The sequence below is a fragment of the Amycolatopsis sp. CA-161197 genome, assembly GCF_050942255.1.
Classification (GTDB): domain Bacteria; phylum Actinomycetota; class Actinomycetes; order Mycobacteriales; family Pseudonocardiaceae; genus Amycolatopsis.
Genome location: NZ_CP192059.1, coordinates 1,087,977 through 1,114,884 on the forward strand (window position 1 = coordinate 1,087,977; position 26,908 = coordinate 1,114,884).

Consider the following 26,908-nt stretch of genomic DNA (forward strand, 5'->3'; position numbering starts at 1 on the left):
CGTCGAAGGAGCCGGCCGTGCCATTCACCGAATCGACCGAACCGGTTCCCCCGGAGCTGAGGACCGACGAGTTCTTCCTGCGGCCGATCGTCGTTGGTGACACGGAGAAGGACTACGCCGCCGTGATGGAAACGCGCGAGCCCCTGCGGTTGTGGCGGCAGTCGACGTGGCCCGAGGACGAGTTCACGGTGGAGGAGAACCGGAAAGACGTTCTCGACATGGAAGAACGCCATGCCGCGCACCGGGCGTTCAACTACACCGTGCTCGACCCGGCCGGCACCCGGTGCGTGGGCTGCGTCTACGTCTTCCCCACGAGCGCCACGTTTCTCGCGAAGGCCACAGTGACTCCTGTCGCGGACGACTCCTGGGCGGACGTCGACGCGGTCGTCTTCTTCTGGGCCCGGCTGCCCGAAATGGAGAAGGGCATGGACGAACGCCTTCTCGCGGCGCTGCGCACGTGGTTCAGGGACGAGTGGAAGTTCTCGAAGACCGCCTACGCCACGAGTGAGCCGTTCACCCAGCAAGTGGAGCTCTTGAAGCGCGCCGGTCTGAACCTGAAGTTCGAGCTGCTCGAACCCGCCAATCCGGGAAAGCGGCTCGTCTTCGGCTGAGCGGAAAGCTCAGCCGAGTTCGGGGAAACACGCGGCGGCGAGCAGGCGCAGGTCCTTCGCGTTCCCGGCGGGCGATCGGTCGGGCGGTGGCCCCTCGGCCGCTGGGCCGGGCACTCCCTGGGCGACGCGCCGGGTGTTCGGCGCCTTCTCCAAAGAGTGCGCGCGGTATCGCCACCGCTCGGCGCGGCGGGGCTGGACCCGGCCCGACAGCGCCGCGGGAGCCGGGAGCTCCGGGAACAGCCCGGCCAGGAACTCGACCTCCGCGTACGGCCGGGCGCCGTTGGGGTCGACCGACCAGACGTACAAGGTCACCCACCGGTCGGCGGCGATCCGCATGGCGTACACGTCGCCCGCCGCGGCCGGCTCCGTGCCGACGGATCGCGGAACCGCTGCGGCGCGGGTTTGCTTCGCCAGCTCCCGGACGCGTTTCCTGACGGCGGCCGCGATCGTCGGGCCAGGTGTCGGCCGCGGCGCGTCGAGATCCACGTCGCCGGTGTCGAAGTCCGCGAATACCTCGCGCACGACGTCCTCGCGCAGCCCGTCCGACGATCGCCACCACGCCAGCGGTCCCGGGACCTCGACCCGGTCGTTCGGGCGCTGGTCCCGCTCGACGTAGTCCGACCAACGCCGGGCCAACCCGGGGTGGTCCGCCGTCGCCACCACCCCGACGAGCGCGAGCTCTTCGAGCAGGCCGCCGTATGCGTGGACCGCGGTCGTGCCCAGCAGCCGGTGGCGCTTGAGTTCCGTGCGGGCAACCCCGTAACCCTTGCCTGCGGGCAAGGTGCGAAGCACGGTCAGCACCGCGCGCAGCACCCAGCGGTCGTGCTCGGACGGAACCGGCCGCGGCTGCCCGGTCAGCTCTTCCAGCGCCAGAACGTGACCCGGCACGTCACCGTCGATCGGCGCGCCCTCGGTGTGCCGCCGGTACCAGGCATCCGTCGGCGCGAGCACCGGCAACGCCTTCGTCCCGCACACTCGGCAGACGTCCGACCCTGGATACGGAACGGACTCGTGCTCGGGCAGCCCGCGCGCGAGGAGCGCCCCGGTCAACGCGGGTCGCCAAGCCCACGACGCCGACCACAACCCGGCGACCCACACCGCTGCCGCATCTGTTGGGCCCCACGCTGCCCCGAGCTCCCGGAGCGTGGCGACCGCCTCGTCGTGGGTGGTCCGCCGGAGTGCGTCGTGCGCACGACCGGCGGCGGCCAGCACGTCCGCGTCGCCCTTCGTCGCGTCCGTGACCTTCGGCAGGGAGACGCCGGTCCGGTCCGCGCTCACCCGCGCGTATCGCGCGAGCAGATCGACCAGCGCCCCACCGGATTCCTGGCTGTGCACGGCGAAAGGCTATCCGAGCTCGCCGTCGCCAAGACGGCCGAAGTAACGGTGATCAGGCCGGGCGGCCCGCACCCGCGTAGTCGTCGCCGGGGGAGTGGTAGGTGTGGATCTGGATGGCCTGGCCCTCGGTGGGCGCGTTGATCATCAGGCCGTTGCCCAGGTACAGGCCGACGTGGTGGATGCGCGTGGCGGGGGAGCCGTAGAAGACGAGGTCGCCGAGCTGGGGTTCGCCGGTGACCGGGGGCAGGGCGCGGAACTGGCTGTCGGCCGTGCGGGGCAGGGCGACGCCGGCGCTGTCGTAGGACGCCTTCGTCAGGCCGGAGCAGTCGAAGCCCGCGGCGCCGGCGTCGGGGCCGTTGCCGCCCCAGACGTACGGCAGGCCGAGCTGGCCGAGGGCGAAGCGGGTGGCGCGCACGGCCGGGCTGTTCGCCTTCGCGGGGTCGAGGGAGAGCGTGGCGTAGAGCTGCGCGTTGCCGAGCACGCGCTGGCGGAACAGCTCACTGTCCTTGCTCGCGTACGCGGCGATGGACTTCCACCAGCCCGTGCCCGCGGACAGGTCGGCCCCGCCGGCGCACAGGGCGCGGCCCGCGGCGACCGACGCCGAACTCGGGTCGGTGAGAGCCGGCTTGTCGACTCCCGGGATTTTCGCGCCGTACTTCTTCCACGCCGCCGGCGAGAGGCCCATGGGGTTGTCGCCGTGGCGGCCGTGGTCGGAGCCGGCCTCGCCGACGCCCGCGAGCGTCACCCACGACAGGTGGCAGCCGGGGTCTTCGGAGCGCAGCGCGAGCTCGCCGTTGGCGTAGCCGATCAGCGCGTCGGCGGGGATGTCGAGGGGGCCGGCGAGCGACTCGGCCCACTGCTGCAACGGCGTCTTGCCGCCACCGCCGGCTGCGCCCTGCCCGGGTTCCTGTGCCGCGACGGGCGCGCTCACCTCGAGCACCGACGGTCCGGCCTGCGCCGTCGCGGCGGTCGCGACGGGAGTCTGCGGCGCGGGTTGGTCGCGGTCGGCCACGAGCCAGCCCGCGGTGACGAGGCCGGCCACGAGCGGCAGCGCGACGAGTCCACGGTGGAACGCACCGCGCGCCCAGGACTTGCCTGCCCCCTTGCCGGCAGCGGCAGACGAGGGCGCGGCTTTTTCGTCCGGCACGGCTTTCGTATCCGGCACAGCGTTTGAATCGAACACAGCGCTGTGCTCGGGGTCAGGCGGCGTCACGGCGTCCAATCTAGAAGAGCGCACCTCTGCGTAACGAGCGAGTCGCTTGCACGTTAGGGGGACTCTCATATTCTGGGCACATGTCTGGCATGGACGCAGCGCGACTGCGGGATGGACTCGGCGATCGGTACTCCCGGGTGGACGTGGTGGAGACCACCGGCTCCACCAACGCCGACCTGCGAGAAGCCCTGGAAGACGGGGGTGTCGACCGCACGGTGCTGCTCGCCGAGGAGCAGACCGCGGGCGTCGGCCGGCGGGCGCGTTCGTGGAGCTCGCCGAAGGGCGCCGGGCTGTACTTGAGCGTGGCGCTGCGGCCCGCGGGCGTGCCCTTCGCGGCACTCGGCTCACTGTCCGTGGTGGCGGGCCTCGCCGTGCGCGGGGTGGCCGCCCAGCTGGGGGTCGACGCCGTTCTCAAATGGCCCAACGACGTGCTCGCCGGACCCGACCGCGCCAAGTGCGCGGGGATCCTGGCCGAGGCCGTCGCCGGCGGCGAGCCGGCGGTCGTGCTCGGCATCGGCCTCAACGTGCTGCCGCTCGGTGAAGACGTGCCGGCCGGCCCCGGCGGCCTGCCCGCGACGTCGCTCGCCGAGCAGGGCGCCCCCGACCCGGACCGCACCGAGGTCGCGCTCGCCCTGCTCAGCCGCCTCGACGACCTCGAACGCCGCTGGCGCGCCGCGGCCGGCGACCTCACCGCCGCCGGCCTGCTCGACGACTACCGCGCCCACTGCGCCACCCTCGGCCAGGAGGTGCGCGTCGAGCTGCCCGGCGACCGCGCCCTCACCGGCCGCGCCGTCGACCTCGACGCGATGGGCCAGCTGCTCGTCGACGCCACCGACGGCCGCCGCGTGACCGTGTCCGCCGGCGACGTGGTGCACGTTCGCCCGGCGTGACCCGCTGTGCTGATCGTTACCAATCCGACCACAGTCACGGCCGGATGGCTTCGCGGCAACAGTTAGGTGCCGCGCGGGGGTCGGCCTGCTTTTGGTCGGATCGGTGAACCGCGGCGTCCGCGCGCCGCGAGCGCCCTCGCGCCGGTACGGTGAGTCGACCAGCGCAGACACACACCAGGGGAGCGTCCGTCGTGGCCTATCCGGACGATTTGCTCAGTCAGAACGAGGAAGTGGTGGTGCACAGCCACCCGCATTTCAAGATGCTGATCTTCCCGTTCGTCGCCTTCGTGATCACGATCGCGGCCGCCGTCTGGCTCATCCTGCTCGTGCAGGACGCGACGGCCCCGTGGAACAACGTCGGGATGATCGCCATCGGCGTGGTGGCGCTCGTGCTCGTGGTGTGGCTGTTCCTCGCGCCGCTCGTGCGCTGGCGGACCACGCACTTCATCGTGACCACCGACCGCCTGATCGCGCGCGAAGGCGTGGTGAAGCGCACCGGCATCGACATCCCGATGTCGCGCATCAACAGCGTCCAGTTCGAGCACGGCCTGCTGGACCGGGTGTTCGGCTGCGGCACGCTGATCATCGAGTCGGCCTCGGACGAGCCGCTGCGGTTCGACGACATCCCCCACGTCGAGCGCGTGCACACGGTGATCTACCGCGAGGTCAACGACAACCCGTACGACGACTACCGCGGCGCACCCGGGCAGGCCGGCCCCCAGGACACCGAGCCGTTGCCGCCGACGAACCACCCGCCGCGCGGACGGCGGCGCTGACGTGGGCGCCCGCGAAGTCGGCCTGCCCGAACGGGTCCCCGCCGAAGGCCTGCCCCAGCGCGTGACGATCTGGGAGGTCGGTCCGCGCGACGGCCTGCAGAACGAGTCCTCCGTCGTCCCCGTCGAGGTGAAGCTGGAGTTCCTCGACCGACTGGCCGCCGCCGGCCTCACCACGCTCGAGGCCACCAGCTTCGTGCACCCGAAGTGGGTGCCGCAGCTCGCCGACGCCGAACAGCTCCTCGCCGGCCTCGACCGCCGCGAAGGCGTGCGCTACCCGGTGCTCGTGCCCAACGAACGCGGCCTCAACCGCGCGCTCGACGCCGGCGTCTCCGACATCGCGATCTTCGCCAGCGCCACCGAGACGTTCGCGCAGAAGAACCTGAACTCGACGCTCGACGAGCAGTTCGCCATGTTCGAGCCGGTCGTCACGCGGGCGCGCGCCGAGGGCCTGGACGTGCGCGGCTACCTGTCGATGTGCTTCGGCGACCCGTGGGAAGGCGTGGTGCCGGCCGAGCAGGTCGTGCGCGCGGGCAAGCGGCTGCTCGACTTCGGCTGCTCGCAGCTGTCGCTGGGCGACACCATCGGCGTCGCGACCACGGGCCAGGTCACGCGGCTGGTGCAGGAGTTCGAGAAGTCCGGAGTGGACGTCTCGGCGCTGGCTGTGCACTTCCACGACACCTACGGCCAGGCCCTGGCCAACACCGAGGCCGCGTTGCGCGCCGGCGTGTCCACTGTGGACTCGTCAGCCGGTGGCCTCGGCGGCTGCCCGTACGCGGAGTCGGCCACGGGCAACCTCGCCACCGAGGACCTGGTGTGGCTGCTGGAGGGCCTCGGCGTGGAGCACGGCGTGGACCTCGGCAAGCTCGTGGAGACGAGCGTGTGGATGGCCGGGCGGCTCGGCCGGCCGTCTCCGTCGCGGGTCGTGAACGCGCTCGCCGGCTGAGGTGCGCGAGTTTGTTCCGCTCGACGCGGCGTCGTGGCCGCTGTTCGAGCGGCTCTTCGGGCCGGGCGGGGTGCAGGGCGGCTGCTGGTGCGCGTTCTTCCGCCTGACCGGGCCGGAGTTCAAGGCCGCGGGCCGCGACGGACGCAAGGCGCATGTGCGCGGCGCGGCCGGGTCCGGCGTGCCGCTGGGCCTGCTGGCCGTGATCGACCGCGAGCCGCTCGGCTGGGTCGCCGTGTCGCCGAAGCCGGACAATCCGCGGCTGGCGCGCTCGCCCGTGGCGGCTTCGGCCGAACCCGGGAACGTCTGGGCCGTGACGTGTTTCTACGTCGACCGCCGCGGCCGTCGGCGAGGACTGGCGGCCGAGCTGCTGCACGCGGCCGTCGCGTACGCGGCGGAGCACGGCGCCGACGTCGTCGAGGGCTACCCCGTGGCCGACGGCGACCGGCCGCCGGCGGATCTCTACCACGGCACGCTCGGCCTGTTCACGCGCGCGGATTTCGAGGTTGTCGAACGACGCGGAGCGGCGCGGGCGTTGGTGCGGCGGAAGATCGCCCGCGCCGGATAAGGTGGAATCACCACCTTGTCCGGTGCCGCGCGGAAGTTCCCCCTATCGGGGAATTGTGTGGAACCGGCTGGCGCGGCGGACGTCTTTCCTGAAGCCGGAGCAACCGAGAAGAGGGTGTCCGTGTCCGAACACGCCGAACCGGTCGACACCGACTTGGCCACCGGGCCTATCCGGCTGCCCGCGCAGTACGGCGGCCTGCTCGACGGCGGGTTCGACGACGCCCCGACACCCCCGACCGGCACCCGTCTCCCGCCCGCACAGCCTGCGCCGCGGCTGCCGTTTCCCGGCCGGCCGCACAACCAGGTCTTCCGCGGGCCCGTGCCGTACCCGGCTCCGCCGCCACCTCCGCCGATGGGCGCGCTGCGCACCGAGCGCGAGAGCGTGCTGGCGTTGTTCCTGGTCCACATGTTCCCGATCGGGCACCTGCCCGTGGCCGCGGACCGGCCCGCGCTGCAACTGCCGTTGCCGGACAACGGTTCCGGGCCGTTCGACCACCCGGACTCCGCGCTGCTCGACGACACCGCCACGCTCGAATACGTCTCGCGCGGCCTCCGTCGCGCGCCCGCCCCGCCGGCCGACCCGCGGCCGCCCGCCGCGCTCTTCGAGGGCTACGAGCCGGGCGCCGAGGACCTCGCGTGGCCACCGGTTCCGGAAGAAAACGCCGTGGTGCTCCCGGAAAACACCCTGCTCGACCGCTTCGGCGACGAACTCGGCCGCCTCTTCGCCGCCGACGGCACGCCGTTCGCGCAGCGGTCGCTGCCCGGGTCCGCGCGCCACGCCGGCTACCGGCGCTACCGCGTGGTGAAGCCGGTGCCGATGTGGAGCTCGACCGCACCGGAGTGGTTCGGGCAGCCGGGCGGCGGGATCCGCTACCGTGCCGTGCTGGCCGCCGACGAGCTGGTCACCCTGGGGTTCCTGGCCGACGTCACGCGGGAGGCGCGATGAACACGCAGTCGATCCGGCGCTGGCTCGACCGGCTGGGCGTGCCCGCGGAGGTCGTCTCCGTCGGCACCGAGGCCGACAACGCGTGGTGCCTGATGCCGGCCGACGACGAGGGCTGGGAAGTCTTCTGGCGCGAGCAGGGCAACCGCTACGACTGGGCGCGCTTCACGTCCGAGCAGGTCGCCTGCCACTACCTCTTCGGCCGCCTCGCGTGGTCGCAGGTCGCGCGCGGCGCCGTCGGCGTGCTGCCCGGCCATTGAACCGATCGGGGCCGGGCAGCACCCGCCGGGCTAGCGCTTGAGGAGGCCGAGCGCGGCGTCGTGCAGCGCGCCGTTGCTCGACAACGCCGAGCCGCCCTCGCAGGTCGCCGCGCCCGTGAGGTCGCTGAACCGCCCGCCGGCTTCCGTCACGAGGACCTGCGCGGCCGCGACGTCCCACGGGTTCACGATGCACTCGGCCGCGAGGTCCAGCGCGCCCTCCGCGACGAGGCAGTGCTGCCAGAAGTCGCCGAACGCGCGGCTCTCCCAGCAGGCCTCCGTCAGGGCGAGGTACTTCTCGCGGGAGTGGTACTCGGTCCACGTGTTGAGGTCCGTCGTGGAGAGGTACGCGTCTTCCAGCGAAGCCACGGCCGACACAGAGAGCCGCCGCACGCCGGCCGTGTCGCTGCTGTACGCGCCGTCGCCGCGCGAAGCCCACCAGCGGCGGCCCAGCAGCGGCGCGGTGATCATGCCGACGACGGGCGAACCGTCCTCGACCAGCGCGATCAGCGTCGCCCAGACCGGCACGCCGCGCAGGAAGTTCTTGGTCCCGTCGATCGGGTCGAGCACCCACGCGCGGCCGGTCGCGCCGGCCGTCCCGCCGCGTTCTTCGCCCGCGACGGCGTCGCCGGGGCGCTCTGTGGCGAGGATCGCACGGATGGCGTCCTCGACCGCGGTGTCGGCGTCGGTCACCGGGGTGCGGTCGGGTTTGCGGGACACCGAGAGGTCGAGCGCGCGGAAACGCGCTGTGGTGATCGCGTCGGCGGCGTCAGCCAGCCGGGTGGCAAGGGTCAGATCATCCTCGTAGCCAGGCACGGTCACGATGGTTTCACGGGTGTTCGCCGTAAGGTTGGCGAGGTGAGCATGGTCCTACTTGCCGAAGACGACCCCACCATCGCCGAGCCCCTGTCCCGGGCGCTCCAGCGAGAGGGGTACGAGGTCGAGGTCGTCACCGACGGACCGGCGGTGCTCGGCGCCACCTCCGCCCACCGCGTCGACCTGCTCGTGCTCGACCTGGGCCTGCCCGGCATGGACGGGCTCGAGGTGTGCCGCAGACTGCGCGCCGGTGGCACCGAGCTGCCGGTGCTGATGCTCACGGCCCGTACCGACGAGGTCGACTTCGTCGTGGGGCTCGACGCGGGAGCCGACGACTACGTGGCCAAACCGTTCCGCCTGGCGGAGCTGCTGGCCCGCATCCGCGCGCTGCTGCGCCGCCGGGTGCCGGAGGTGCTCGAGTCCGGGGGCGTCCGCATGGACCTCGGCGCGCGGCTCGTCACCGTCGACATGCACGAGGTGCAGCTGGCGAACAAGGAGTTCGAGCTCCTGCGCGTGCTGATGAGCCGCGCCGGCCAGGTCGTGAGCCGCGACGAGATCCTCGCCGAGGTGTGGAACGACCTGGAGTCGAAGACGTCGAAAACGCTCGACATGCACATGTCCTGGCTGCGGCGCAAGCTCGCCGTCGCGGCGGACGAAGCCGCCGGGCGCCCGGCCAAGTCCACTCACTCCGACGGCGAACGGCGCATCGCGACCGTCCGCGGCGTCGGCTTCCGCTTCAACGTCGAATAGCGCCGCGCGATGAGCATGCGCCGCCGCATCCTGATGGCGATCCTGCTGGCCGTGCTCGTGACCGCGGCGGTGCTCGGGATCCCGCTCGGCGTCACGGCCTGGCGGCTGGTGGAGAACCTCAATCGCGAGAGCCTGGCCGAACGCGCGCGCGTGATCGCCGCGACCGTCGACACGCAGGTCGCCAACGGCGACGAGATCGACATCCAGCAGTTTCGCGTCGGCGTGCCGCACGGCGGCTTCCTGGAGGTCCGCGGCGACGGGCTGATCGAGAAGCACCTCGGCGTGAACCCCGGGCCCGACCCGGTGGTGGAGCGCGTGCCGACGGCACGCCACGGCGAGGTGGTCCTGTCGATCCCGCGGGGTCCGGTGCGCACGAAGCAGACGCAGGTGACGCTGCTCGTGGTGCTGCTGGTGGTGCTGTCCGTCGGCACCGGTGCGGTGGTGGCGACTGTGACCGCGCGCCGGCTCGCGAAACCGCTGCGGCACGTCGCGGACCGTGCCTCGCGCCTCGGCGGCGGCGACTTCCGGCCCGACCCGGGGCGCTACCGCGTGGCCGAGCTGGACATGGTCGCGGAGGCGCTGGACACGTCGGCGTCGGCGCTGGCGCAGCTCGTGCAGCGGGAACGGCAGCTCGTCGGCGACGTCTCGCACCAGTTGCGCAGCCGGCTCACCGCGTTGCAGCTGCGGCTGGAACCGCTGACGGTGCACGGCGATCCCGACGTCGTCGAGGAGTCGCGCGCCGCGCAGGAGCAGGCCGACCGCCTGGCCGAGGCCCTCGACGAGCTGCTCGCCGCCGCGCGCGCGGCCCGCGAGGTGGACGCCGAGCCCGTCGACCTGCACGCGACGCTGCCCCAGGTCGCGGAGGAGTGGCGTCAGCTGCTGCGGGTCGAGGGCCGCAACCTGCGCCTGAAGGTCGCCGACGGCCTCATGGCCCGCGCGACGCCGGGCCGCCTGCGCGAGGTCATCGGCGTCCTCCTGGACAACGCCCTGCGCCACGGCGCCGGCACCGTGACGCTGGCCGCCCGCCGCGGCGAGTCCGACGCCACGGTGGTCATCGAGGTCGGCGACACCGGCTCCGGCGTGCCCGACGAGCTCGCCCCGCACATCTTCGAACGCGGCTTTTCCGGCGGCGGCTCCACCGGCGTCGGCCTCGCCCTGGCCCGCGCCCTCGTCGAAGCCGACGGCGGCCGCCTGGAGCTGTCCAACAAACGCCCGGCGATCTTCAGCCTGTTCCTCAAAGTGCCCCGCCCGGACGACGTCGGCGAGGTCCGCTGGCCGGCGGAGCCGGTGCCGCGCTAGCGCGTCCGACGCGGGTAGCGGCCGAGGTGAACCGCCTGCTTCGCCCGTTCGAGCAGCGAGAAGCCGTTCTCCACCAGACCCGCGACGACGATCCGGGCGCCGTCGCGCAGCTCGACCTTGCCGCTGGCCGTCCAGCGCGTGCCGCCGGTGCGCTGGTGCACGTAGGCGACGTCGGCCCACTTGACCGTGCGCGTGCCGTGGCGGTCGGTGTGAACGAAACCGCCTTCGTGCAGCCGGAACTCCTCGTCGCCGTGCCGCACCTCGCTGACACCGACGCTCACGCCACTCGCCAGCACGGCGAACGCGAGCCCGGCCAGCCCCGCGTAACCCCCGATCGGCACCACGTGGTCGGACGAGTCGTCGCCGAGGGCGATGAAGGCGAACCAGAGCACGGCCGCGAGCCCGGCGAAGCCGATCACGGTGGCCCACAACGCGACCCGGCGTCGCCGGTGCCGGCCCGCCGTGCGGTGGACCGACACCAGCGAACCCAGCTCGGCGGGACCCGGCTTGGTTTCCCGGACCCGGGCGATCTGGCGCACCTGCTGTCGCCGAAACGCCCTGGACGAGCGGATCTTCGCGATGGTGTACCAGGTCATGCCCACCAGCCAGATCGCGCCGATCACGAGCACGACCTCGGGCACCGCCGGTTCCGCGTCCACCTCACGCCCCCTTCCGGCGGCCGAGGTTAAGGCCGCGGGCGGGGACCGGTCCCCGGCCCGGCGGCTTCCCGGGCCCACTCGGCGAACGTCAGCGGTTTGCGGCCCAGCAGCCGTTCCACCGTGTCGAACACGACGTCCTCGCGGCCGGCTGACTGGCGCTTGAGCTCGAACGCACCGTCGACCGCGTCCGCGGGCCAGCCCAGGGCGAGCAGGCGCGCGCGGGCGGCGGGTTCGGGCTCTTCGACGTAGCGCACCGGACGGCCCAGCGCGGCGCCGAGGATGGCGACCTGCTGGGCGGGCGTGAGGGCTTCGCCGCCGGTGAGTTCGTAGGTGGCGCGCTCGTGGCCGGCGGTGGTGAGTGCGAGCGTGGCGACGGCGGCGATGTCGCGGACGTGCACCAGCGCCGACGCGGGGTCGCCTTCGGGGACGTACACGGCGCCGTCCGTGCGGGCGGTATGGAGCCAGAAGCGGCGGTTGTCCATGAACGCGCCGGGGCGCAGGATCGTCCACGCCGGACCGGCTTCGCGGATCGCCCGCTCCGCGCGGGCGTGGGCGCGGGTGATCGGGTCCGTCTGTCCGAAGTGGACGCCCGCGGTGGACAGCTTCACGAGGTGTGTGACGCCGGCCCGCGCGGCAGCGCCGGCCAACGCGGTTTCCCGCGCGGCCAGGTCACCGCCGTGGCCGGAGGTCAGCACGAACACCCGGGAGACGCCGGACAGCGGCACAGAGTCGACGTCGTCCAGGTCGCCGCGCACCACTTCGGCACGCGGGTCGATGCGGGCGCGGGCGGGGTCGCGCGTGAGGGCGCGGACGGGGGAGCCGGCGTCGAGCAGGGCGGGAACGAGGGCGCGGCCGACCTTGCCGGTGGCGCCGAGAACGAGGATCACGAAAAGAACTCCTTGAGACAGAACGAAAACGCACGAGGGCGTGCGAGGGCACGAGACGGGAAAAGGGTCCAACCGTCACCCGCGATCGGGTGCGGTCCTCTTCGCGCTCGGCGACCACCTCGGATTCGTCCCACCGGCCCGGTCGACCCCGGGCGGTGTCTCAAGAAGGAACAACGACGAACAGGACGCTAGGCAAACACAGGTCCGCGCACAACCGAGTTACCGCGGCAGCCGCGTGACCTGTTCACGCCGGCGTTCGCCCAGTTCGGCCGGGAAGACCCACTTCTTGAAGCCCCAGTACCGGAACACCATCGCCAGCAGCATGCCGATGATCGAGCCGCTCGCGAAGTCGGCGAACTCCTGCACGAACCTCGAGACGAACGGCTCTTCGAGGTGCAGCACGTACCGCGAGACGTACAGCGGGATCAGGTTCACCACCACCGCCACGCCGCTGATCACGAAGAACAGCGCGGCCTCGTGGGTCCGCTCGCGCCCGCCGCGGGTGCGGAAGGACCACTCGCGGTTGAGCACGTACGACACGATCGTGGCCACGATGATGGCGATGGCCTTCGCGGTCGTCGGCTTCGACTCGAGGACGCTGAGCTTGAGCAGGTACCAGACGCCGTTGTCGACCACGAAGGTCGTGCCGCCGACGATCGCGAACTTCAGCATCTCCCGGTGCTTGATGAGCACCGAGCGCAATGGGTCCGGTGTGCGGGCCAGCACGGTCTCGACAACGGTCACGCCCGCCAGTTTAGAGAACCCGAGGTCACCGCGGGTCTCAGGCGGCCTTCCTGTCGGAAATGTCCGCATCGTCCGATGACCTCACCGCACGCAGGCGAGCACCCTCCGTGGGGAACACCCACTTCTTGAACGCCCACCAGCGGAACAGCGTGCCCAGCAGCGTCCCGAGGATCATGCCGCTCACGAAGTCGGCCACTTCCTGCCCGAGCAACGTGAGGTGCGGCTGCTGCAGGTCGAGCACGTAGCGCGAGATCCACTGCGGCAGCGCGTTGAGCCCCAGCGCGATGCCGCTGATGAGGAAGAACAACGCGGCCTCGTGCGTGCGCTCGCGGCCACCGCGGGTGCGGAAGGACCACTCGCGGTTGGCGACGTAGGAGAAGATCGTGGCGATCAGCACGCCGATGATGAGTGCCGTGACGGGATTGCTCCGCAGCACGGTGAACTTCAGGACGTAGGTGATCGCCGTGGTGATCAGGAAGCTGATCCCGCCGACCACGGCGAACCGCAGCAGCTCGCGGTGCTTCGCCAGGAACCCTCGCACCCGGGCGACGCTACCCCCTCAGCCAGTCGAAAAAGCCGCGGGGCTCGATCGACGGCGGGGTCTCGCCGGGTTTGCCGGAGTTGCCGCTTCCCGGGGTCGGGGGCGCGCTCGTGGTGGTCGACGGCGTGCTCGGCGGGGTGGTGGTGACCGGGTCCGTGGGCTTCGCCGGCGGGGTGCTCGACGGCGTCGGCTTCCGGTGCGGCGGCTTCTTCGACGAGCTGGCCGACTCGGGGGTGTCCGAGGTCGTCGGCGAGGAAGAAGGGGAAGAAGTCGGCGTCGGCGGGACTCCGGTCGTCGGGTACGGCACGTCGCAGATCCCGAGCCAGCAGCCGAACGACACCTTGGCCTGCTGCGCCGCCTTGCCGAGTGTGGCGTTCACGGTCACGGCCGCGTTGTGCGCCGGGCGGCCCTTGAGGCGCACCCACAGGTTCACGTGCTGGCCCGGCGCGAGCGCGCCCCGCGTGGTGCACGTGGCGCCCGTGTCGGTGGAGTGGCACGGGAAGCCGCTGAGGCTCCACGACTGGTACAGCGCGTGGTCGAAGGTGACGGTGACCGGCTTGGTGGTGTCGCCGGTGTTGCGGACGCGGACGTAGACGAGCGGGTTGCGCGTCCACGGGAACGCCGAGAGCCCGTCGGTGTCGGCCTGCAGCGCGAGCAGGTCGGGTGGCGACTTCACGGTGACCTTCACGCTCACGGCGACCTTGATCGTCGCGCCCGCCGTGACCGAACCCGTGACGGTGCCGCCCTGCGCGGAGTCGTCGGCCTGAAGGCGGAACGTGAGCACGGCCGTCTGACCGGGCTGCAGGCCGGAGCCCGTTTTGCACGTCACGGTGCCGGTGCCGCCGGGGCAGTCGATGCTGAGCTGGGTCGTCGCCGGGGTGTCGGCCTGGCGCGAGAACCCGCTCACGGCACCGCCGCCGCCACCCGCGGGCACGGCGGACACGCCGGGCGGCAGGTTCAACGCGACCTGGACGGGGTCGGACGGGCTGCCGCCGTCGTTGCGGACCGTGATCGGCAGGTTCACCGGCCCGGCGCCGGGCTGGAGTTCGAGATCACCCGAAGGTGTGGTCGCGGACATCTTCGCCGCCGCGGGTGCCGCCGGGGGAGGCGGTGCCGCGGGCGGAGCGGCGGGCGGCGGCTGGACCGGCGGGGGTGCCGGGACCGCCGGCGGCGGCGCCTGCGGAGGTGCGGGCGGGGCCGGCGGCGCGGGAGGCGCGGGCTTGGCCGGCGGCACCGCGGGCGCGGCGGCCGGCGGCGGAACCTGCGCGGCCACGGGGATCTCCTGCGGCGAGCCGGCCGCGGCCAGCGCGACCGCCACCGTCGCCACGATGGCGGCGCCCGAAGCCGCGACACCCACGAACTGACGGGGCGCGGAAGCGGCGGCCGCGGCACCGGCCTTGGCGCCACCCGCCGCGGCGGCGCCCGCACCCACGGCGGCACCCGCCGTGGCCGCGCCCGCCTTCGCGGCGCCGATCGTCGCGAGGTAACCCAGCGCGGCGCCGCCCAGCACGATCGGGGCGATGATCGCGCGCAGGCCGCCGTTGACGTCGGCGAGCTCGGCGGCCAGACCGCGGCAGTCCTCGCACTCGTCGAGGTGGCTCTCGACCTGGGCTCGCTCGCGTTTGGACAGCCCGTCGCGAGTCCACGCGCCGAGCCGCTCCGCGGTGGCGTGACAGCGTTCGGCGGCGGTTTCCTGCAGGTGGACCTGCAAGTACGCCTGGCGCAGGCCCTCGCGGGCGCGGTAGGCGAGGGCGGACACGCCGTTCGCGGTCAGGCCCAGCAGCGGCGCGACCTCCGCCGGGCTCTGCTGCTCGATCTCGGTGTGCCAGAGCACGGCCTGCCAGCGTTCGGGCAGCCGCGCGAACGCTTTCGCGGCCAGCGTGCGCTCGAGCCCGGCCACGGCGGTGTCGGAGAACGGCACGGTCAGCGCCTCGCCGACGGCCCCGCCGACGTCGCTCATGTCCTCGTTGAGGTCGACGCGGCGGTCGCGTCGGGTCTTGTCGTACGCGGTGTGGCGAAGCGCGGTGAGGAGGTACGCGCGGAACGCGGTGTCCGGACCTTTGCCGCCGCGCAGCGTCTCGAGGACCTTCGAGAAGGCCTCGGACACGAGGTCGTCGGCCTCGGAGCTCGAGCGCGCGAGCTGGCGGGCGAGGTTGTGGGCGGCGCCGCTGTGGCGCTCGTACAGGGGCCCGTAGCTGGCGATGTTCCCTGAGCGGACCTCGGCGATCAGCTCGGCGTCGCTCTTACCGGACAGATCGGCGGGAACGGTGGACACGGGGCTCCTTCATCTGGCACACGCGGCCTTGGCCAGCCACGATCTACCTCTCCAACGCGAGCACAAGTGTGACGGACGCGGCGATACGCGTCACCTCGTGGTCGGTGTGTTGACTCCGTCGGCGCAACAAGTTCACCCGGGTCTGGGGTGTGTCGCTGCGGCGGTCCTGCGAAAAGACCCCGGAACGCCGTCACGCGGACGGCGGTGTCACGTCCCCTGAGTGGAGCAGGACAAGATCGACATCGACCGGGAAGGAGCGGTGGCCAGTGGACGTACCGGCGACCGGGGCACTGTCCGGTCCCGCCGGCGAGCAGGAGTCCCGTGCCCGGTTCGACCGGGACCGGAACCTGCGCGCCCTGCGGGCCAGATGGCGCACCGCCAGTCTCGCCGCGGGGTGGCGTTTCCCGAGCGACTGGGCACTGCCCGAAGTGGACGCCGTGTGCGCCGCGGTGGTCCGCCACGGCGCGACGGGCGCCGAGACGGCGCTGGCCGGCCTCGGCCGCGCCCGGGCCGCCGCGGGCGCGAACCTCGCGGAGACGCTGTCCGACCTGGCCGCGCTGCACGCCGTGCTCGAGGACCCGGACGCGGTCGACGGCTTCGTCTCACCGGACGTCGACGCCACCCCCGCCCGGTTATTGCGCGTGACCGCACTGGCTTGGGCGGACGTCGCCACGGATCAGCTGGTGCACACCGAGGTGACGGATCCGTTGACCGGCTTGCCTTCCGCCTCGTATCTGCGGACGCGGCTGGCAGAGGTCTACCGGGCGAGCGCCGCGGACGAACACGTACTGCTCGTAGTCGCGATGGACTTGACCACCGTGTCCGGCTGGCCCCGGCTCACGGGGATGATCTTGGTGGCCGACGCGTTGCGCGCGGTCTTCGACACCGGCGAGAGCCACGCGACGCTGGGGCCGTCGGTGGTCGCGGTGCTGTGTCGCCGGGACGGCCGCCTGGCTTCGCGAGGCGTGGCCCTGCGCCGGGCCCTGAACGACCGGCTGTCGGTCGACGCGCAGCTTCGCGAGGTCAACCGGCCGCGCGTCTCGGCGGTCCGCCTGCCGGGTTCGCACGACAGCGCGTGCGACTTGCTGTCCGACCTGGCCCGCGGCTGACGTTGTCCGGAGGTGCGCCGGATGTGGTTCTGATCTTGGCCCGGTGAAGGCTCGCGGCCCGACCCATCGGGCCTGCTGCGGCGCGTTCATGATTTCCTGGTGTGGTGACCAGGACCGTTCCCTCCGCCTTCGACGGCGAAGTTCCGGTGAGCGCTGCCCAGCCTCGCCTGGCCCTGCGCAGGTCACTCGCCAGGCTGTCGATGCGGCCGCGGTCGATCCTGATCCTCTCGGTGATCCCGCTGGTCGCGATCGGCGTCGGGATCTGGGGCTGGACGCACGAGTGGGGGCTGGGCGTCGACAGCGCGGTCTACCGCGGCGGCGCGCTCACCCTGCTGCACGGGGACTCGCTCTACGACACCAACACGCTGTCCACCGAACCGTGGTGGGCGCTGCTGCCGTTCACGTACCCGCCGACGGCCGCGTTGTTCTTCGTGCCGCTCGCGCTCGTGCCGACGCAGGTGGCGTGGGGGTTCCTGACAGCCGTGTCGCTGGGTGCCCTCGCGTTGTCGGTGCGGATCTCGATCGGTGCGTTGCCGCGTCCCGACGAGGACGGGCCGCGGTGGTGGGCCTCGCCCGCGCGGTCGACGATCGTGTTCTTCGTCGTGTTCCTCGGTCTGGAACCCGTGTGGCGCACGATCTTCCTGGGCCAGATCAACCTGATCCTGATGGCCATGATCCTGCTGGACATGCTCGTGCTCGGCGCGCGCGGCAGCCGGTGGGGCGGCGTGCTGGTGGGCGTCGCGGCGGCGATCAAGCTGACGCCACTGGTGTTCCTGGGCCACCTGTTCATCACCGGCCGCCGCAAGGACGCGTTGCGCGGGCTGGCGACGTTCGTGGTGTTGCAGGGCCTGATGTTCCTGATCAACTCGCACGACGCGTGGCGCTACTGGACCGCGACGCTGCCCGACACCGGCCGCATCGGGCCCGTGCACTGGGCCGGCAACCAATCGCTCAACGCGCTGATGAACCGCGCCACCGACCTCGCGCCGTGGGCGTCGAAGGCCGCGATGGGCATCGGCCTGCTGCTGGCGATTCCGGCGCTGTGGCTGCTGATCCGCTTCCACCGCAAGGGTCAGGCATTGGCCGCGCTGCTGGTGACGGCGTTCTGGACGCTCCTGATGTCGCCGATCTCGTGGTCGCACCACTGGGTGTGGGTCGCGCCGCTGATCGTGCTGCTCGTGTCGCGCCTGCCGAAGACGACACCCGCCACGGCGTGGAAACGCTGGCTGGGTACGGGGCTCGTGGCGTTCGTGTTCGTCAGCTGCGTGCTGCTGATCCTGCCGAACGGGCGCAATGTGGAGCTGCACTGGAAGGTGTGGCAGAACGTCCTCGGTGACGCGTACATCCTGATGCCGGTGGTGCTGGGGGTTGCCTTGATCCTGCGGTGGGGGCTGCAGCGGCGGGCGCGTAATCGCGGTTCCTCGCCGGATGCGGGGCCGGACACGGGACCGGGTTCCGGTTCCGCGCCGGGTTCCGGTTCGGGTTCGGGGGAGGCCGCGGACCGTGCCGACGCCACGCCGGCTCACTGACCCGCGCCTGCTGGCGCTGCCGTTCCTCGCACTTGTCCTCGGAGTCGTCGTCTGGCTCACGCATCGGCACCTCGGTGCCGACAGCGCCGTCTACCGGGCCGGGGCGCTGACCCTGCTCAAGGGCGAGCCGCTCTACACCACCGGCGACCTCACGACGCTGCCCGACTGGGTCCGGCTGCCGTTCACCTACACGCCCGCCGCGGCCGCGCTGTTCGTGCCGCTCGTCCTCGTGCCGGCCGGGCTGGTGTGGGGCGTGGTGGCGGTGTTGTCGGTGGTGTCACTGACGGTGGTGATCGCGGTCGTCGCGCACCCCTCGCGCTGGTGGCTGCTCGGCGGCACGGTGCTGGCCTTAGGCCTGGAGCCGGTGTGGAAAACGCTGTTCCTGGGCCAGATCAACCTGATCCTGATGGCGTTCGTCGTCGTCGACGTCCTGGTGCTCTCGCTGCGCGGCTCACGCTGGGCCGGCGTGCTGATCGGCGTCGCCGCGGCCATCAAGCTGACGCCCCTGATCTTCGTACCGCACCTGTTCTTCACCGGCCGCTGGAAAGACGGCCTGCGCGCCCTGGGCACCTTCGTCGGCCTCGAGGCGATCATGTTCGCCGTCATCCCGCACGACGCGTGGTTCTTCTGGACGAAGTCCGCCACCGACCCCAGCCGCGTCGGCTCGGTAACGTGGATCTTCAACCAGTCGCTCAACGGTCTCGTCAACCGCGCCTCTGCCCTCGCCCCGTGGTCGTTCACGGTGGCCGTCGCGGTCGGCGCGGTGCTCGCCGTGCCCGCCGTGTGGCTCGTGATCCGCCTGCACCGCCGCGGTGAACCGGTGGCCGCCCTGCTCGTGACGGCGTTCTACGGGCTGCTGCTTTCCCCCGTTTCCTGGTCGCACCACTGGGTGTGGGCCGTGGCGCTCATCGCCCTGCTCGTCACCACGGGCCGCCGCTGGTGGGCCCTCGCCGCCACCGCGTTGTTCGCCTCGCACATCGTCATGCTCGTCCCGAACGGCGCCGACATCGAGCTCAGGTGGGGCCTGGGCTGGTCGATCCTGGGCAACGCGTACGTCATCGTGGCGGCCGGCACGATCCTCGGCCTGGCGGTCCGCGAGGTGCGGATGAGCTCTCCGGTGGCGAGGCTGGCGAAATAGCACCGCTCCCCAGCGTCGGATCCACGTCGTACAGTGGAACGACTGCCGGGAGGTGCATGGCGGTGGTGAACGGCGAGGCGGCCGAGCGGGCCTTCGCCGGACAGGCGTGGCGAGAGGTGTACGCGGGGCTCACCGGAGGTCGTGCGGCACTGACCGCGGACGATCTCGTACGCCTTTCGACGGCGGCTTACCTGCTCGGGCACGACGACGAGAGTTTCGAATCGCGGGAGCGCGCGTATCTCGAGTACGTGCGGGACGCCTGCCCGGCCGAGGCTGCCCGGTGCGCGTTCTTCCTGGCCCTGCCCCTGCTGTTGCGGGGTGAGCCGGCGCGCGCGAACGGCTGGCTGGCCCGGGCGCGGCGGCTGCTCGACGAGCACGGGCTGGACTGCGTCGAACGGGGTTACCTCCTGGTCCCCGTCGGTCTGCAGCGCATCCACGGCGGGGACACCCGGGGCGCGCACGACGCGTTCACCTCCGCGGTGGAGATCGCCGCCCGCTTCGGGGACGCGGACCTCCTGGCGCTGGGCCGGCACGCGCAGGGCCGCGCCCTGATCAAGCTGCACCGCACCGCCGAAGGACTGGCTCTGCTCGACGAGGCGATGGTCTCGGTGACCTCGGGCGAGGTGTCGCCGATCCCCGCGGGAGTCGTCTACTGCAGCGCGATCGAAGGCTGCCACGAGGTTTTCGACGTCGTTCGCGCACAGGAGTGGACGGCGTCGCTGAGCGCGTGGTGCGCGGCGCAGCCGGACCTGGTGCTCTTCCGCGGCCAGTGCCTGGTGCACCGTTCGCAGGTGCTGCAGGCGCTCGGCGCGTGGCCGGAAGCCCTGGTGGAGGCCCGCCGAGCCGGTGAGCGGCTTTCCGGTCCACGCCGCCAGCCGGCGCTCGGCATGGCGCTGTACCAGGAAGCCGAGCTGCACCGGCTGCGCGGCGAGCTCGCCGCGGCCGACGACGGCTACCGGAGAGCCGGCGAGTACGGCCATCCCACCCAGCCCGGCTGCGCGTTGCTGCGCCTGGCCCAGGGCCGGACAGCCGCGGCGGTCTCGGCGATCGGCCACGCCGTGGTCGAGGCGGTGGACGACCACCTCGTGCGCGCCCGGATGCTCGCGGCGCAGGTGGAGATCGTGCTGGCCGCCGGAGAACCGGCTGCCGCCCGCGGCGCGGCCGACGAGCTGTCGGCGATCGCCGCCGAGATCGGCATGCCACTGCTGTGGGCGACGGCCGCGCACGCGCGAGGCTCGGTCCTGCTGGCGGAGGGCGATCCTTCGGCCGCGCTCGGTGAGCTGCGCGCCGCGTGCGAGGGGTGGGCCGAGCTGGACGCGCCGTACGAGGGAGCGCGCACACGCCTGCTCATCGGCCGGGCCCGGCAGCTGACGGGCGAGGAGGACGCGGCCGAAGTGGACTTCGCCACCGCGCGCGAGGTCCTGCAGCGACTCGGCGCGGAGGTCAGTACCCCGCCGACTTCGCAGACCTCGCTCACCGAGCGGGAACTGCAGGTGCTGGCACTGGTGGCCGAGGGGCTGTCGAACCGGCAGATCGCGGCGCGGCTGGTGATCAGCGAACACACCGTGCGGCGCCACCTGCAGAACGTGTTCGCGAAGCTCGGCGTGCCTTCGCGCGCCGCCGCGGCCACCCACGCGGTGCAGCAGCACCTCATCTGACCCGTGGTACGGACGGACCATCCCACTTCGGGCGAAGTGGTACGGCTGTTCGATGCCGCAGGCGTCACCGGCTCCTAACGTGCTGGTCAGGAGGTAGGACTGATGAACGAGCACACCGAGACCGTGGTCATCGGAGCGGGGCAAGCGGGGCTGTCGGCGGGGCACCACCTCGCGCGGCGCGGCCGCGACTTCGTGATCCTCGACGGCAACGACCGGATCGGGGACAACTGGCGCTGCCACTGGGACACGCTGCGGTTGTTCACGCCGGCCCTGGCAGCCGGGCTGCCCGGCATGGCGTTCCCCGGGTCCGCCGATGCACTACGCGACCAAGGACGAAATGGCCGACTACCTGGAGACCTACGCGCGCCGGTTCGCGCTGCCCGTGCGGGGTGGGCAGCGCGTGGCGCGGGTGTCGCACGACGGGGCCGGTTTCGAGGTGACCACGGAGACGACGACGTTCACCTGCGACAACGTGGTGGTCGCGACGGGCACGTTCGGCCGCGCGACGCGCGTTCCCGAGTTCGCCGACCGGCTCGATCCCGGGATCCGGCAGCTGCACTCCAGCGAGTACCGCAACCCTTCGCAGCTGAAGCCGGGGCCGGTGCTGGTCGTCGGCGCTTCGCACTCGGGCGGCGACATCGCCTTCGAGGCCGCCCGGGCGGGCCATCCGGTGGTGCTCAGCGGGCCGATCCGCGGCGAACTGCCGTTCGACATCAACCGGCGCCCGGCGCGCGTCCTGTTCCCGGTGCTGTTCTTCGCGGCCAAACACGTGCTGACGCTGCGGACGCCGCTGGGCCGCGCGCTGCGGTCCGAAATCCGGGCACACGGCGGCCCGTTGATCCGCGTGAAGCGCGCCGACCTGACCCGCGAGGGTGTCGAGCACGTCGCCGACCGCACGACCGGCGTCCGCGCCGGTGCCCCCGTCCTCGCCGACGGCCGGGTGCTCGACGTCGCCAACGTCGTGTGGTGCACCGGCTTCCGCCAGGACTTTTCCTGGATCGACCCACCCGTCACGGACGACTCCGGCTGGCCGCGCGAGGACCACGGCGTGGCGACCACGGCCCCGGGCCTGTACTTCATGGGGCTGTCCTTCCAGTGGGCCTTCTCGTCGATGCTCGTCGGCGGCGCCGGCCGCGACGCCGAGTACGTCGTGAAGCACCTGACCGCGCGCACCGACGCGGCGGCCCGGCCCCGAACCGGCCGTACACGCCTGGGCGCGGGTGCCGGTGGCGCCGGTCACTGAGCCGGTACCCGCAGCTCCGCCAGGTCTCGCCAAGTAACCTGAGCGGCGCTATGGACAAACGAACCGGTCTTCCCGTGGTGGGCATGGTGGGCGGTGGGCAGCTGGCCCGCATGACGCACCAGGCGGCGATCGCCCTCGGTCAGTCGCTGAGGGTCCTGTCGGCGAGCGCCGACGATTCGGCCGCGCTGGTCGCGTCCGACGTGGTCATCGGGCACCACACGGATCTCGAGGCGCTGCGGAAGTTCGCGCAGGGTGTCGACGTGCTCACGTTCGACCACGAGCACGTGCCCGGCGAGCACCTGCTGACGCTCGTGATGGAGGGCGTCGTGGTGCGGCCGGCGCCGTCGGCGCTCGGGTTCGCGCAGAACAAGCTCGTGATGCGCGAGATGATGGCCGGGATGGAGGTGCCGGGGCCGGACTTCGCCGAAGTGTCCACTGTGGACGACGTGATCGCCTTCGGCGCAGCCCACCGGTGGCCGGTGGTCCTCAAGGCCGCCCGCGGCGGGTACGACGGCCGCGGCGTCTGGATGCTCGACACGGCGCAGCACGCGCGCGAGGTGGTGCCGAAGCTGCTCGACGCGAGCACGGCGCTGCTGGTCGAGGAGAAGGTCGACATGAAGCGCGAGCTGGCGGCGCTGGTCGCCCGCTCGCCGTTCGGCCAGGGGGCCGCGTACCCCGTGGTCGAGACGGTGCAGACCGGCGGCATCAACACCGAGGTCCTCGCCCCCGCGCCCGGCCTGTCCGAGGAGCGCGTGCACGAAGCGCAGGACCTCGCGTTGCGCATCGCGTCGATGCTGGACGTCACGGGGCTGCTGGCGGTCGAGCTGTTCGAGACCGAGCGGGGCCTGCTCGTCAACGAGCTGGCCATGCGCCCCCACAACTCCGGCCACTGGACGATGGACGGCGCGCGCACGTCGCAGTTCGAGCAGCACCTGCGCGGCGTGCTCGACTACCCGCTGGGCCGCACCGACCTCGTCGCGCCCGCGTGCGTGATGGCCAACGTGCTCGGCGCCGACGTCGCGCCGCAGATGAGCCCGGACGAGCGCGTGCACCACCTGTTCGCGCGCTACCCCGAGGTGAAGATCCACCTCTACGGCAAGCAGGACCGCCCCGGCCGCAAGCTCGGCCACGTCAACTTCGTCGGCGACAACATGGACGACCTGCGCAACCGCGCGCTGCTGTCGGCCCACTGGCTGTCCCACGCAGTCTGGCTCGACGGCTACGAGATCCACTGAGATCCACCGAGATCCACTGAAGGGAACACATATGGCGCCGCAGGTGGGCGTGATCATGGGCAGTGACTCCGACTGGCCCGTCATGGAGGCCGCCGGCCAGGCCCTGGCGGAGTTCGGCGTGGAGTACGAGGTCGGCGTCTACTCCGCCCACCGCACCCCGCAGCGCATGCTGGACTACGCCACGTCCGCCGCCTCCCGCGGCCTGCGCGCCATCATCGCCGGCGCCGGCGGTGCCGCCCACCTGCCCGGCATGGTCGCCTCCGCCACCGTGCTGCCCGTCATCGGCGTCCCGGTGCCGCTGAAGTACCTCGACGGCCTCGACTCGCTGCTGTCCATCGTCCAGATGCCCGCCGGCATCCCCGTCGCCACGGTCTCCGTCGGCGGCGCGCGCAACGCCGGCTTCCTCGCCGTGCGCATCCTGGCGGCTTCGGACCTGCAGCTGCAGTCGAAGCTGGCCGAGTTCCAGTCGAGCCTGGAGACGCTGGTGCTGGAAAAGGACGCGGCGCTGCGCGAGAAGGCCGGCCAGTAGGTCAGGGCAGCTGCTTGCGAAGTTCCCGCTTCAGCACCTTCCCCGCCGCCGACACCGGGATCTCGTCGACGAAGTGCAGCTCCCGGATCCGCTTGTACGGCACCACCTTCTCGTTCACGGCGGCGATCAGCCCGGCGGCATCGAGGTCGGCATCCGGCTGCCGCACCACGAACGCGACGGGCAGCTCGCCGACGTCGGCCTGCGGGCGGCCGACCACCGCGGCCGTCGCGACGCCCGGCAACGCGATGAGCAGCTCCTCCAGCTCGCGTGGGAAGACGTTGTACCCCTTGTACAGCAGCATGTCCTTCTTGCGGTCCACAATGGACAGGTAACCGTCGTCGTCGAGCACGCCGATGTCGCCCGTGTGCAGCCAGCCGTCGACGAGCGCGGCGGCCGTTTCGTCCGGCCGGTTGCGGTAGCCGCGCATCATCTGCGGCCCGCGCAGGCACACCTCGCCCTCGGCGCCGGCGGGCAGCGGGGTCTCGTCGAGGCCGACGATCTTCACCTCCGTGTCGAAGATCGGCCCGCCGACGGAGCCCACCTTGCGCACACCTGAGCGGTACGACGGCGAGATCACCGCGCCCATCGTCATCTCGGTCAGCCCGTAGCCCTCGGCGATCACGACGCCGGGGAAGCGCTCGTGGAGTGCGCGGATCATCTCGTGGTTCATCGGCGCCGCGCCGGAGCCGATGCTGCGCACGGACGACAGGTCGGCCGTGTGGAACGCGGGCGTCGCCAGCAGCGCGGCGAACAGCGCGGGCGCGCCGCCGAGTGAGGTGACGCGCAGGCGTTCGGCGTCGGCGACGTACGCGGCCGGATCGAAGCGCGCGTGCAGCACGGTCTGGGTGCCGCTGAGCAGCAGGGCGTTGAGGCCGGCGATCACGCCCATCGCGTGGAACCACGGTGTCAGGTTGATCGCGACGCCGGTGCCGAGGCGCCCGGGCCACTCGTCCTCGCTGCCGATCTGGTCGAGAATGACGTCACCGTGCGTGTCCAGCGTCGGGACGGACCCGCTGCTCCAGCACGCGCTCTGGAGCGTGTTGGCCACGATGTTGCGGTGCGTGAGCTCCACGCCTTTCGACCGGCCGGTCGTGCCGCCGGTGTAGGCGAGGTGGGCGAGGTCGCGGTGGACGTCGATGGCCACGTCGGGCCGGGTGGCGGGCGCTTCGGTGAAGAATTGTTTGAACTCCACGACGTCGTCGGACCAGGCGGGCGCGCTCGGCGCGACGACGATCGTCAGCCGGGCCGGGATCCGGTCCGCGACCGCCGCGACGGTGCCCGCGACCGGCCCGAACGTGACCACGGCGGCGGCTTCGCAGTCGGTGAGCTGGAAGGCCAGGTCGTCGGGCGGAAGCAGCGGGTTCGTGGGGCTGAAGGTCGCGCCGGCGAGCAGGGTGCCGTAGTAGGCGATGGGGTAGGCGAGGCAGTTGGGCAGGTGGATCGCGACCACGTCGCCGTGGCCGATGCCGCGGGCGAGCAGGGAGTTGGCGAACTTGCACGCACCTGCGTAGGTTTCGGTGAAGGAGAGGCTGTCGTCGCCCATGGCGAACGCGGTGCGATCACCGAAGCGGGCGGCGGCGCCGGCGAGTATCGAACCCACCGGAACCTCGGGGTAGGTGAGGGAAGCGGGCAATCCGGGCGGCGGCGTCGACGCGGTGATGGCCATCACCCGACCTTACGAAGAGTGCGGCCAAGGACACAAGATCGAGCGGCGCGCCCGGCGTGAACGAGCGCTAACATCGACAAAACTCTCCCCATTGCTGCAGAGAAGGTGACGGAAGTGGCCGAGGGCCTGTACCAGCTTGCCGAGGAGCACGAGGAGCTGCGGGCCGCGGTCCGGGCTCTGGCCGAGAAGGAGATCGCGCCCTACGCGGCCGACGTCGACGAGAACGAGCGGTTCCCGACCGAGGCGCTGGAGGCGCTGAACAAGTCGGGCTTCAACGCCGTGCACATCGGCGAGGAGTACGACGGCCAGGGTGCCGACGCCGTGGGCGCCTGCATCGTGATCGAGGAGGTCGCGCGGGTCGACGCGTCGGCGTCGCTGATCCCGGCGGTGAACAAGCTCGGCACGCAGCCGATCATTCTGTCGGCCTCGGAAGAGCTGAAGAAGATCGTGCTGCCGTCGATCGCGCGGGGCGAGGCGATGGCGTCGTACGCGCTGTCGGAGCGCGAAGCCGGCTCGGACACCGCCTCGATGCGTGCGCGGGCGAAGCTCGACGGTGATCACTGGGTGCTCAACGGCACCAAGGCGTGGATCACCAACGCGGGTGAATCTTCGTGGTACACGGTGATGGCCGTGAGCGATCCGGACGCGGAGAAGAAGTCCAACGGCATTTCCGCGTTCGTCGTGCACAAGGACGACCCGGGCTTCTCGGTGGGGCCGAAGGAGAAGAAGCTCGGCATCAAGGGCTCTCCGACGCGCGAGATCTACTTCGAGAACTGCACGATCCCGGCCGAGCGCATCATCGGCGAGCCGGGCACGGGGCTGAAGACGGCGCTGAAGACGCTCGACCACACCCGCCCGACCATCGGCGCGCAGGCGCTGGGCATCGCGCAGGGTGCGCTGGACGCCGCGATCGCGTACGTCAAGGACCGCAAGCAGTTCGGCAAGTCGATCTCCGAGTTCCAGGGCGTGCAGTTCATGCTCGCCGACATGGGCACGAAGATCGAGGCGGCCCGCCACCTCGTCTACGCCTCCGCCGCCGCCTCCGAGCGCGGCGACAAGCGCGCGGGCTTCATGGCCTCCGCCGCGAAGGCCTACGCGTCCGACATCGCGATGTCCGTGACCACCGACGCCGTGCAGCTCTTCGGCGGCGCCGGCTACACCCGCGACTTCCCGGTCGAGCGCATGATGCGCGACGCGAAGATCACGCAGATCTACGAAGGCACGAACCAGATCCAGCGCATGGTGATGGCCCGGGCTCTGCTCAAGGGCTGAGGTTCTCGGCTTTTCGGCCCGCGCAC

The 26,908-nt window shown here is 71.9% G+C and carries 26 protein-coding genes and 1 pseudogene; 18 read left to right on the forward strand and 9 right to left on the reverse strand.

Annotated features, from left to right (window positions below; all coding sequences use genetic code 11):
* Positions 1–17: 17 nt before the first annotated feature.
* Positions 18–611 carry a hypothetical protein gene (locus ACQPXB_RS05420; protein WP_432849846.1) on the forward strand — a complete coding sequence of 198 codons (594 nt, stop codon included), beginning with the start codon at positions 18–20 and terminating at the stop codon, positions 609–611.
* Positions 612–620: 9 nt separating this feature from the next.
* Here the strand turns inward: ACQPXB_RS05420 and ACQPXB_RS05425 are convergent, their stop codons facing one another.
* Both ACQPXB_RS05425 and ACQPXB_RS05430 read right to left on the reverse strand, forming a co-directional pair.
* Positions 621–1,946: a hypothetical protein gene (locus tag ACQPXB_RS05425; RefSeq protein WP_432849848.1), complete on the reverse strand. Its 1,326-nt coding sequence runs from the start codon at positions 1,944–1,946 to the stop codon at positions 621–623.
* A gap of 52 nt (positions 1,947–1,998) precedes the next feature.
* Positions 1,999–3,093: a C40 family peptidase gene (locus ACQPXB_RS05430; RefSeq protein ID WP_366575939.1), complete on the reverse strand. Its 1,095-nt coding sequence runs from the start codon at positions 3,091–3,093 to the stop codon at positions 1,999–2,001.
* Between the two features lie 146 nt (positions 3,094–3,239).
* Here ACQPXB_RS05430 and ACQPXB_RS05435 point away from each other — a divergent pair, with 146 nt between their 5' ends.
* The 6 genes from ACQPXB_RS05435 to ACQPXB_RS05460 all read left to right on the forward strand — a co-directional run bounded on the left by ACQPXB_RS05435 (position 3,240) and on the right by ACQPXB_RS05460 (position 7,535).
* Positions 3,240–4,049: a biotin--[acetyl-CoA-carboxylase] ligase gene (locus ACQPXB_RS05435; protein ID WP_432849851.1), complete on the forward strand. Its 810-nt coding sequence runs from the start codon at positions 3,240–3,242 to the stop codon at positions 4,047–4,049.
* Positions 4,050–4,240: 191 nt separating this feature from the next.
* Positions 4,241–4,825, forward strand: a complete 585-nt coding sequence (locus tag ACQPXB_RS05440) for a PH domain-containing protein (RefSeq protein ID WP_366575391.1) — start codon at positions 4,241–4,243, stop codon at positions 4,823–4,825.
* A gap of 1 nt (position 4,826) precedes the next feature.
* The gene (locus ACQPXB_RS05445) at positions 4,827–5,768 is read left to right on the forward strand and encodes a hydroxymethylglutaryl-CoA lyase (protein WP_366575390.1); all 942 of its coding nucleotides are present in this window, start codon (positions 4,827–4,829) and stop codon (positions 5,766–5,768) included.
* Position 5,769: 1 nt separating this feature from the next.
* The gene (locus tag ACQPXB_RS05450; protein WP_432849854.1) at positions 5,770–6,333 is read left to right on the forward strand and encodes a GNAT family N-acetyltransferase; all 564 of its coding nucleotides are present in this window, start codon (positions 5,770–5,772) and stop codon (positions 6,331–6,333) included.
* 120 nt (positions 6,334–6,453) lie between these two features.
* Positions 6,454–7,278, forward strand: coding sequence for a TNT domain-containing protein (locus ACQPXB_RS05455; protein WP_432849856.1), 825 nt, complete (start codon positions 6,454–6,456; stop codon positions 7,276–7,278).
* Positions 7,275–7,535, forward strand: coding sequence for a hypothetical protein (locus ACQPXB_RS05460; protein ID WP_220246333.1), 261 nt, complete (start codon positions 7,275–7,277; stop codon positions 7,533–7,535). Before ACQPXB_RS05455 ends, ACQPXB_RS05460 begins: the two co-directional genes overlap by 4 nt.
* Positions 7,536–7,565: 30 nt before the next feature.
* Here ACQPXB_RS05460 and hisN read toward each other — a convergent pair whose 3' ends face one another.
* Entirely contained in the window at positions 7,566–8,354 is a 789-nt protein-coding gene (gene hisN / locus ACQPXB_RS05465; protein ID WP_432849859.1) for a histidinol-phosphatase, read from the reverse strand.
* Positions 8,355–8,396: 42 nt separating this feature from the next.
* Between hisN and ACQPXB_RS05470 the strand changes: the two genes are divergently transcribed.
* Together ACQPXB_RS05470 and ACQPXB_RS05475 are read left to right on the forward strand one after the other, a co-directional pair.
* Positions 8,397–9,098: a response regulator transcription factor gene (locus ACQPXB_RS05470; protein WP_366575938.1), complete on the forward strand. Its 702-nt coding sequence runs from the start codon at positions 8,397–8,399 to the stop codon at positions 9,096–9,098.
* Positions 9,099–9,113: 15 nt separating this feature from the next.
* Entirely contained in the window at positions 9,114–10,397 is a 1,284-nt protein-coding gene (locus tag ACQPXB_RS05475; protein ID WP_366575936.1) for an ATP-binding protein, read from the forward strand.
* On the opposite strand, the gene ACQPXB_RS05480 is transcribed toward ACQPXB_RS05475, so the two are convergent.
* The 5 genes from ACQPXB_RS05480 to ACQPXB_RS05500 form a co-directional block, all read right to left on the reverse strand.
* Positions 10,394–11,056: a hypothetical protein gene (locus ACQPXB_RS05480; RefSeq protein ID WP_366575384.1), complete on the reverse strand. Its 663-nt coding sequence runs from the start codon at positions 11,054–11,056 to the stop codon at positions 10,394–10,396. The two genes, ACQPXB_RS05475 and ACQPXB_RS05480, sit on opposite strands and share 4 nt — an antisense overlap.
* A gap of 26 nt (positions 11,057–11,082) precedes the next feature.
* The gene (locus tag ACQPXB_RS05485) at positions 11,083–11,943 is read right to left on the reverse strand and encodes an NAD(P)H-binding protein (RefSeq protein ID WP_432849862.1); all 861 of its coding nucleotides are present in this window, start codon (positions 11,941–11,943) and stop codon (positions 11,083–11,085) included.
* A 219-nt stretch (positions 11,944–12,162) separates the two neighbouring features.
* Positions 12,163–12,687, reverse strand: a complete 525-nt coding sequence (locus ACQPXB_RS05490; protein ID WP_432849864.1) for a GtrA family protein — start codon at positions 12,685–12,687, stop codon at positions 12,163–12,165.
* Positions 12,688–12,724: 37 nt separating this feature from the next.
* On the reverse strand, positions 12,725–13,228 hold the full coding sequence (locus ACQPXB_RS05495; RefSeq protein WP_366575378.1) for a GtrA family protein: 504 nt from the start codon (positions 13,226–13,228) through the stop codon (positions 12,725–12,727).
* Between the two features lie 10 nt (positions 13,229–13,238).
* Positions 13,239–15,503: a sigma-70 family RNA polymerase sigma factor gene (locus ACQPXB_RS05500; RefSeq protein ID WP_432849867.1), complete on the reverse strand. Its 2,265-nt coding sequence runs from the start codon at positions 15,501–15,503 to the stop codon at positions 13,239–13,241.
* Between the two features lie 266 nt (positions 15,504–15,769).
* Between ACQPXB_RS05500 and ACQPXB_RS05505 the strand changes: the two genes are divergently transcribed.
* The 8 genes and pseudogenes from ACQPXB_RS05505 to purE all read left to right on the forward strand — a co-directional run bounded on the left by ACQPXB_RS05505 (position 15,770) and on the right by purE (position 23,944).
* Positions 15,770–16,612, forward strand: coding sequence for a GGDEF domain-containing protein (locus ACQPXB_RS05505; RefSeq protein ID WP_432849869.1), 843 nt, complete (start codon positions 15,770–15,772; stop codon positions 16,610–16,612).
* 104 nt (positions 16,613–16,716) lie between these two features.
* Positions 16,717–18,141 (forward strand): glycosyltransferase 87 family protein, encoded by a 1,425-nt coding sequence (locus ACQPXB_RS05510; RefSeq protein ID WP_386946616.1) that lies wholly within the window; start codon positions 16,717–16,719, stop codon positions 18,139–18,141.
* The gene (locus tag ACQPXB_RS05515) at positions 18,116–19,279 is read left to right on the forward strand and encodes a glycosyltransferase 87 family protein (protein WP_432849872.1); all 1,164 of its coding nucleotides are present in this window, start codon (positions 18,116–18,118) and stop codon (positions 19,277–19,279) included. The genes ACQPXB_RS05510 and ACQPXB_RS05515 overlap by 26 nt, the downstream gene beginning before the upstream one ends.
* Positions 19,280–19,335: 56 nt before the next feature.
* Entirely contained in the window at positions 19,336–20,937 is a 1,602-nt protein-coding gene (locus ACQPXB_RS05520) for a LuxR C-terminal-related transcriptional regulator (protein WP_432849874.1), read from the forward strand.
* Between the two features lie 102 nt (positions 20,938–21,039).
* A pseudogene (locus tag ACQPXB_RS05525) lies at positions 21,040–21,123 on the forward strand (hypothetical protein); the annotation flags it as partial.
* Between the two features lie 127 nt (positions 21,124–21,250).
* Positions 21,251–22,180 carry a flavin-containing monooxygenase gene (locus ACQPXB_RS05530; protein ID WP_432849876.1) on the forward strand — a complete coding sequence of 310 codons (930 nt, stop codon included), beginning with the start codon at positions 21,251–21,253 and terminating at the stop codon, positions 22,178–22,180.
* Positions 22,181–22,230: 50 nt separating this feature from the next.
* The gene (locus ACQPXB_RS05535) at positions 22,231–23,415 is read left to right on the forward strand and encodes a 5-(carboxyamino)imidazole ribonucleotide synthase (RefSeq protein WP_432857315.1); all 1,185 of its coding nucleotides are present in this window, start codon (positions 22,231–22,233) and stop codon (positions 23,413–23,415) included.
* A gap of 31 nt (positions 23,416–23,446) precedes the next feature.
* Positions 23,447–23,944: a 5-(carboxyamino)imidazole ribonucleotide mutase gene (gene purE / locus ACQPXB_RS05540; RefSeq protein WP_432849878.1), complete on the forward strand. Its 498-nt coding sequence runs from the start codon at positions 23,447–23,449 to the stop codon at positions 23,942–23,944.
* Position 23,945: 1 nt separating this feature from the next.
* Here the strand turns inward: purE and ACQPXB_RS05545 are convergent, their stop codons facing one another.
* Positions 23,946–25,610 (reverse strand): class I adenylate-forming enzyme family protein, encoded by a 1,665-nt coding sequence (locus ACQPXB_RS05545; protein ID WP_432849880.1) that lies wholly within the window; start codon positions 25,608–25,610, stop codon positions 23,946–23,948.
* Between the two features lie 114 nt (positions 25,611–25,724).
* On the opposite strand from ACQPXB_RS05545, the gene ACQPXB_RS05550 reads away from it, so the two are divergent.
* Positions 25,725–26,882, forward strand: a complete 1,158-nt coding sequence (locus ACQPXB_RS05550) for an acyl-CoA dehydrogenase family protein (RefSeq protein ID WP_386946627.1) — start codon at positions 25,725–25,727, stop codon at positions 26,880–26,882.
* The last annotated feature ends 26 nt before the right edge of the window (positions 26,883–26,908 follow it).

Coding starts and splice junctions, on each gene's coding strand:
- ACQPXB_RS05435 (WP_432849851.1), top strand. CDS start 3,240: ATGTCTGGCATGGACGCAGCGCGACTGCGGGATGGACTCGGCGATCGG.
- ACQPXB_RS05460 (WP_220246333.1), top strand. CDS start 7,275: ATGAACACGCAGTCGATCCGGCGCTGGCTCGACCGGCTGGGCGTGCCC.
- ACQPXB_RS05470 (WP_366575938.1), top strand. CDS start 8,397: ATGGTCCTACTTGCCGAAGACGACCCCACCATCGCCGAGCCCCTGTCC.
- ACQPXB_RS05475 (WP_366575936.1), top strand. CDS start 9,114: ATGCGCCGCCGCATCCTGATGGCGATCCTGCTGGCCGTGCTCGTGACC.
- ACQPXB_RS05520 (WP_432849874.1), top strand. CDS start 19,336: ATGGCGGTGGTGAACGGCGAGGCGGCCGAGCGGGCCTTCGCCGGACAG.
- ACQPXB_RS05530 (WP_432849876.1), top strand. CDS start 21,251: ATGCACTACGCGACCAAGGACGAAATGGCCGACTACCTGGAGACCTAC.
- ACQPXB_RS05535 (WP_432857315.1), top strand. CDS start 22,231: ATGGACAAACGAACCGGTCTTCCCGTGGTGGGCATGGTGGGCGGTGGG.
- purE (WP_432849878.1), top strand. CDS start 23,447: ATGGCGCCGCAGGTGGGCGTGATCATGGGCAGTGACTCCGACTGGCCC.
- ACQPXB_RS05545 (WP_432849880.1), bottom strand. CDS start 25,610: ATGGCCATCACCGCGTCGACGCCGCCGCCCGGATTGCCCGCTTCCCTC.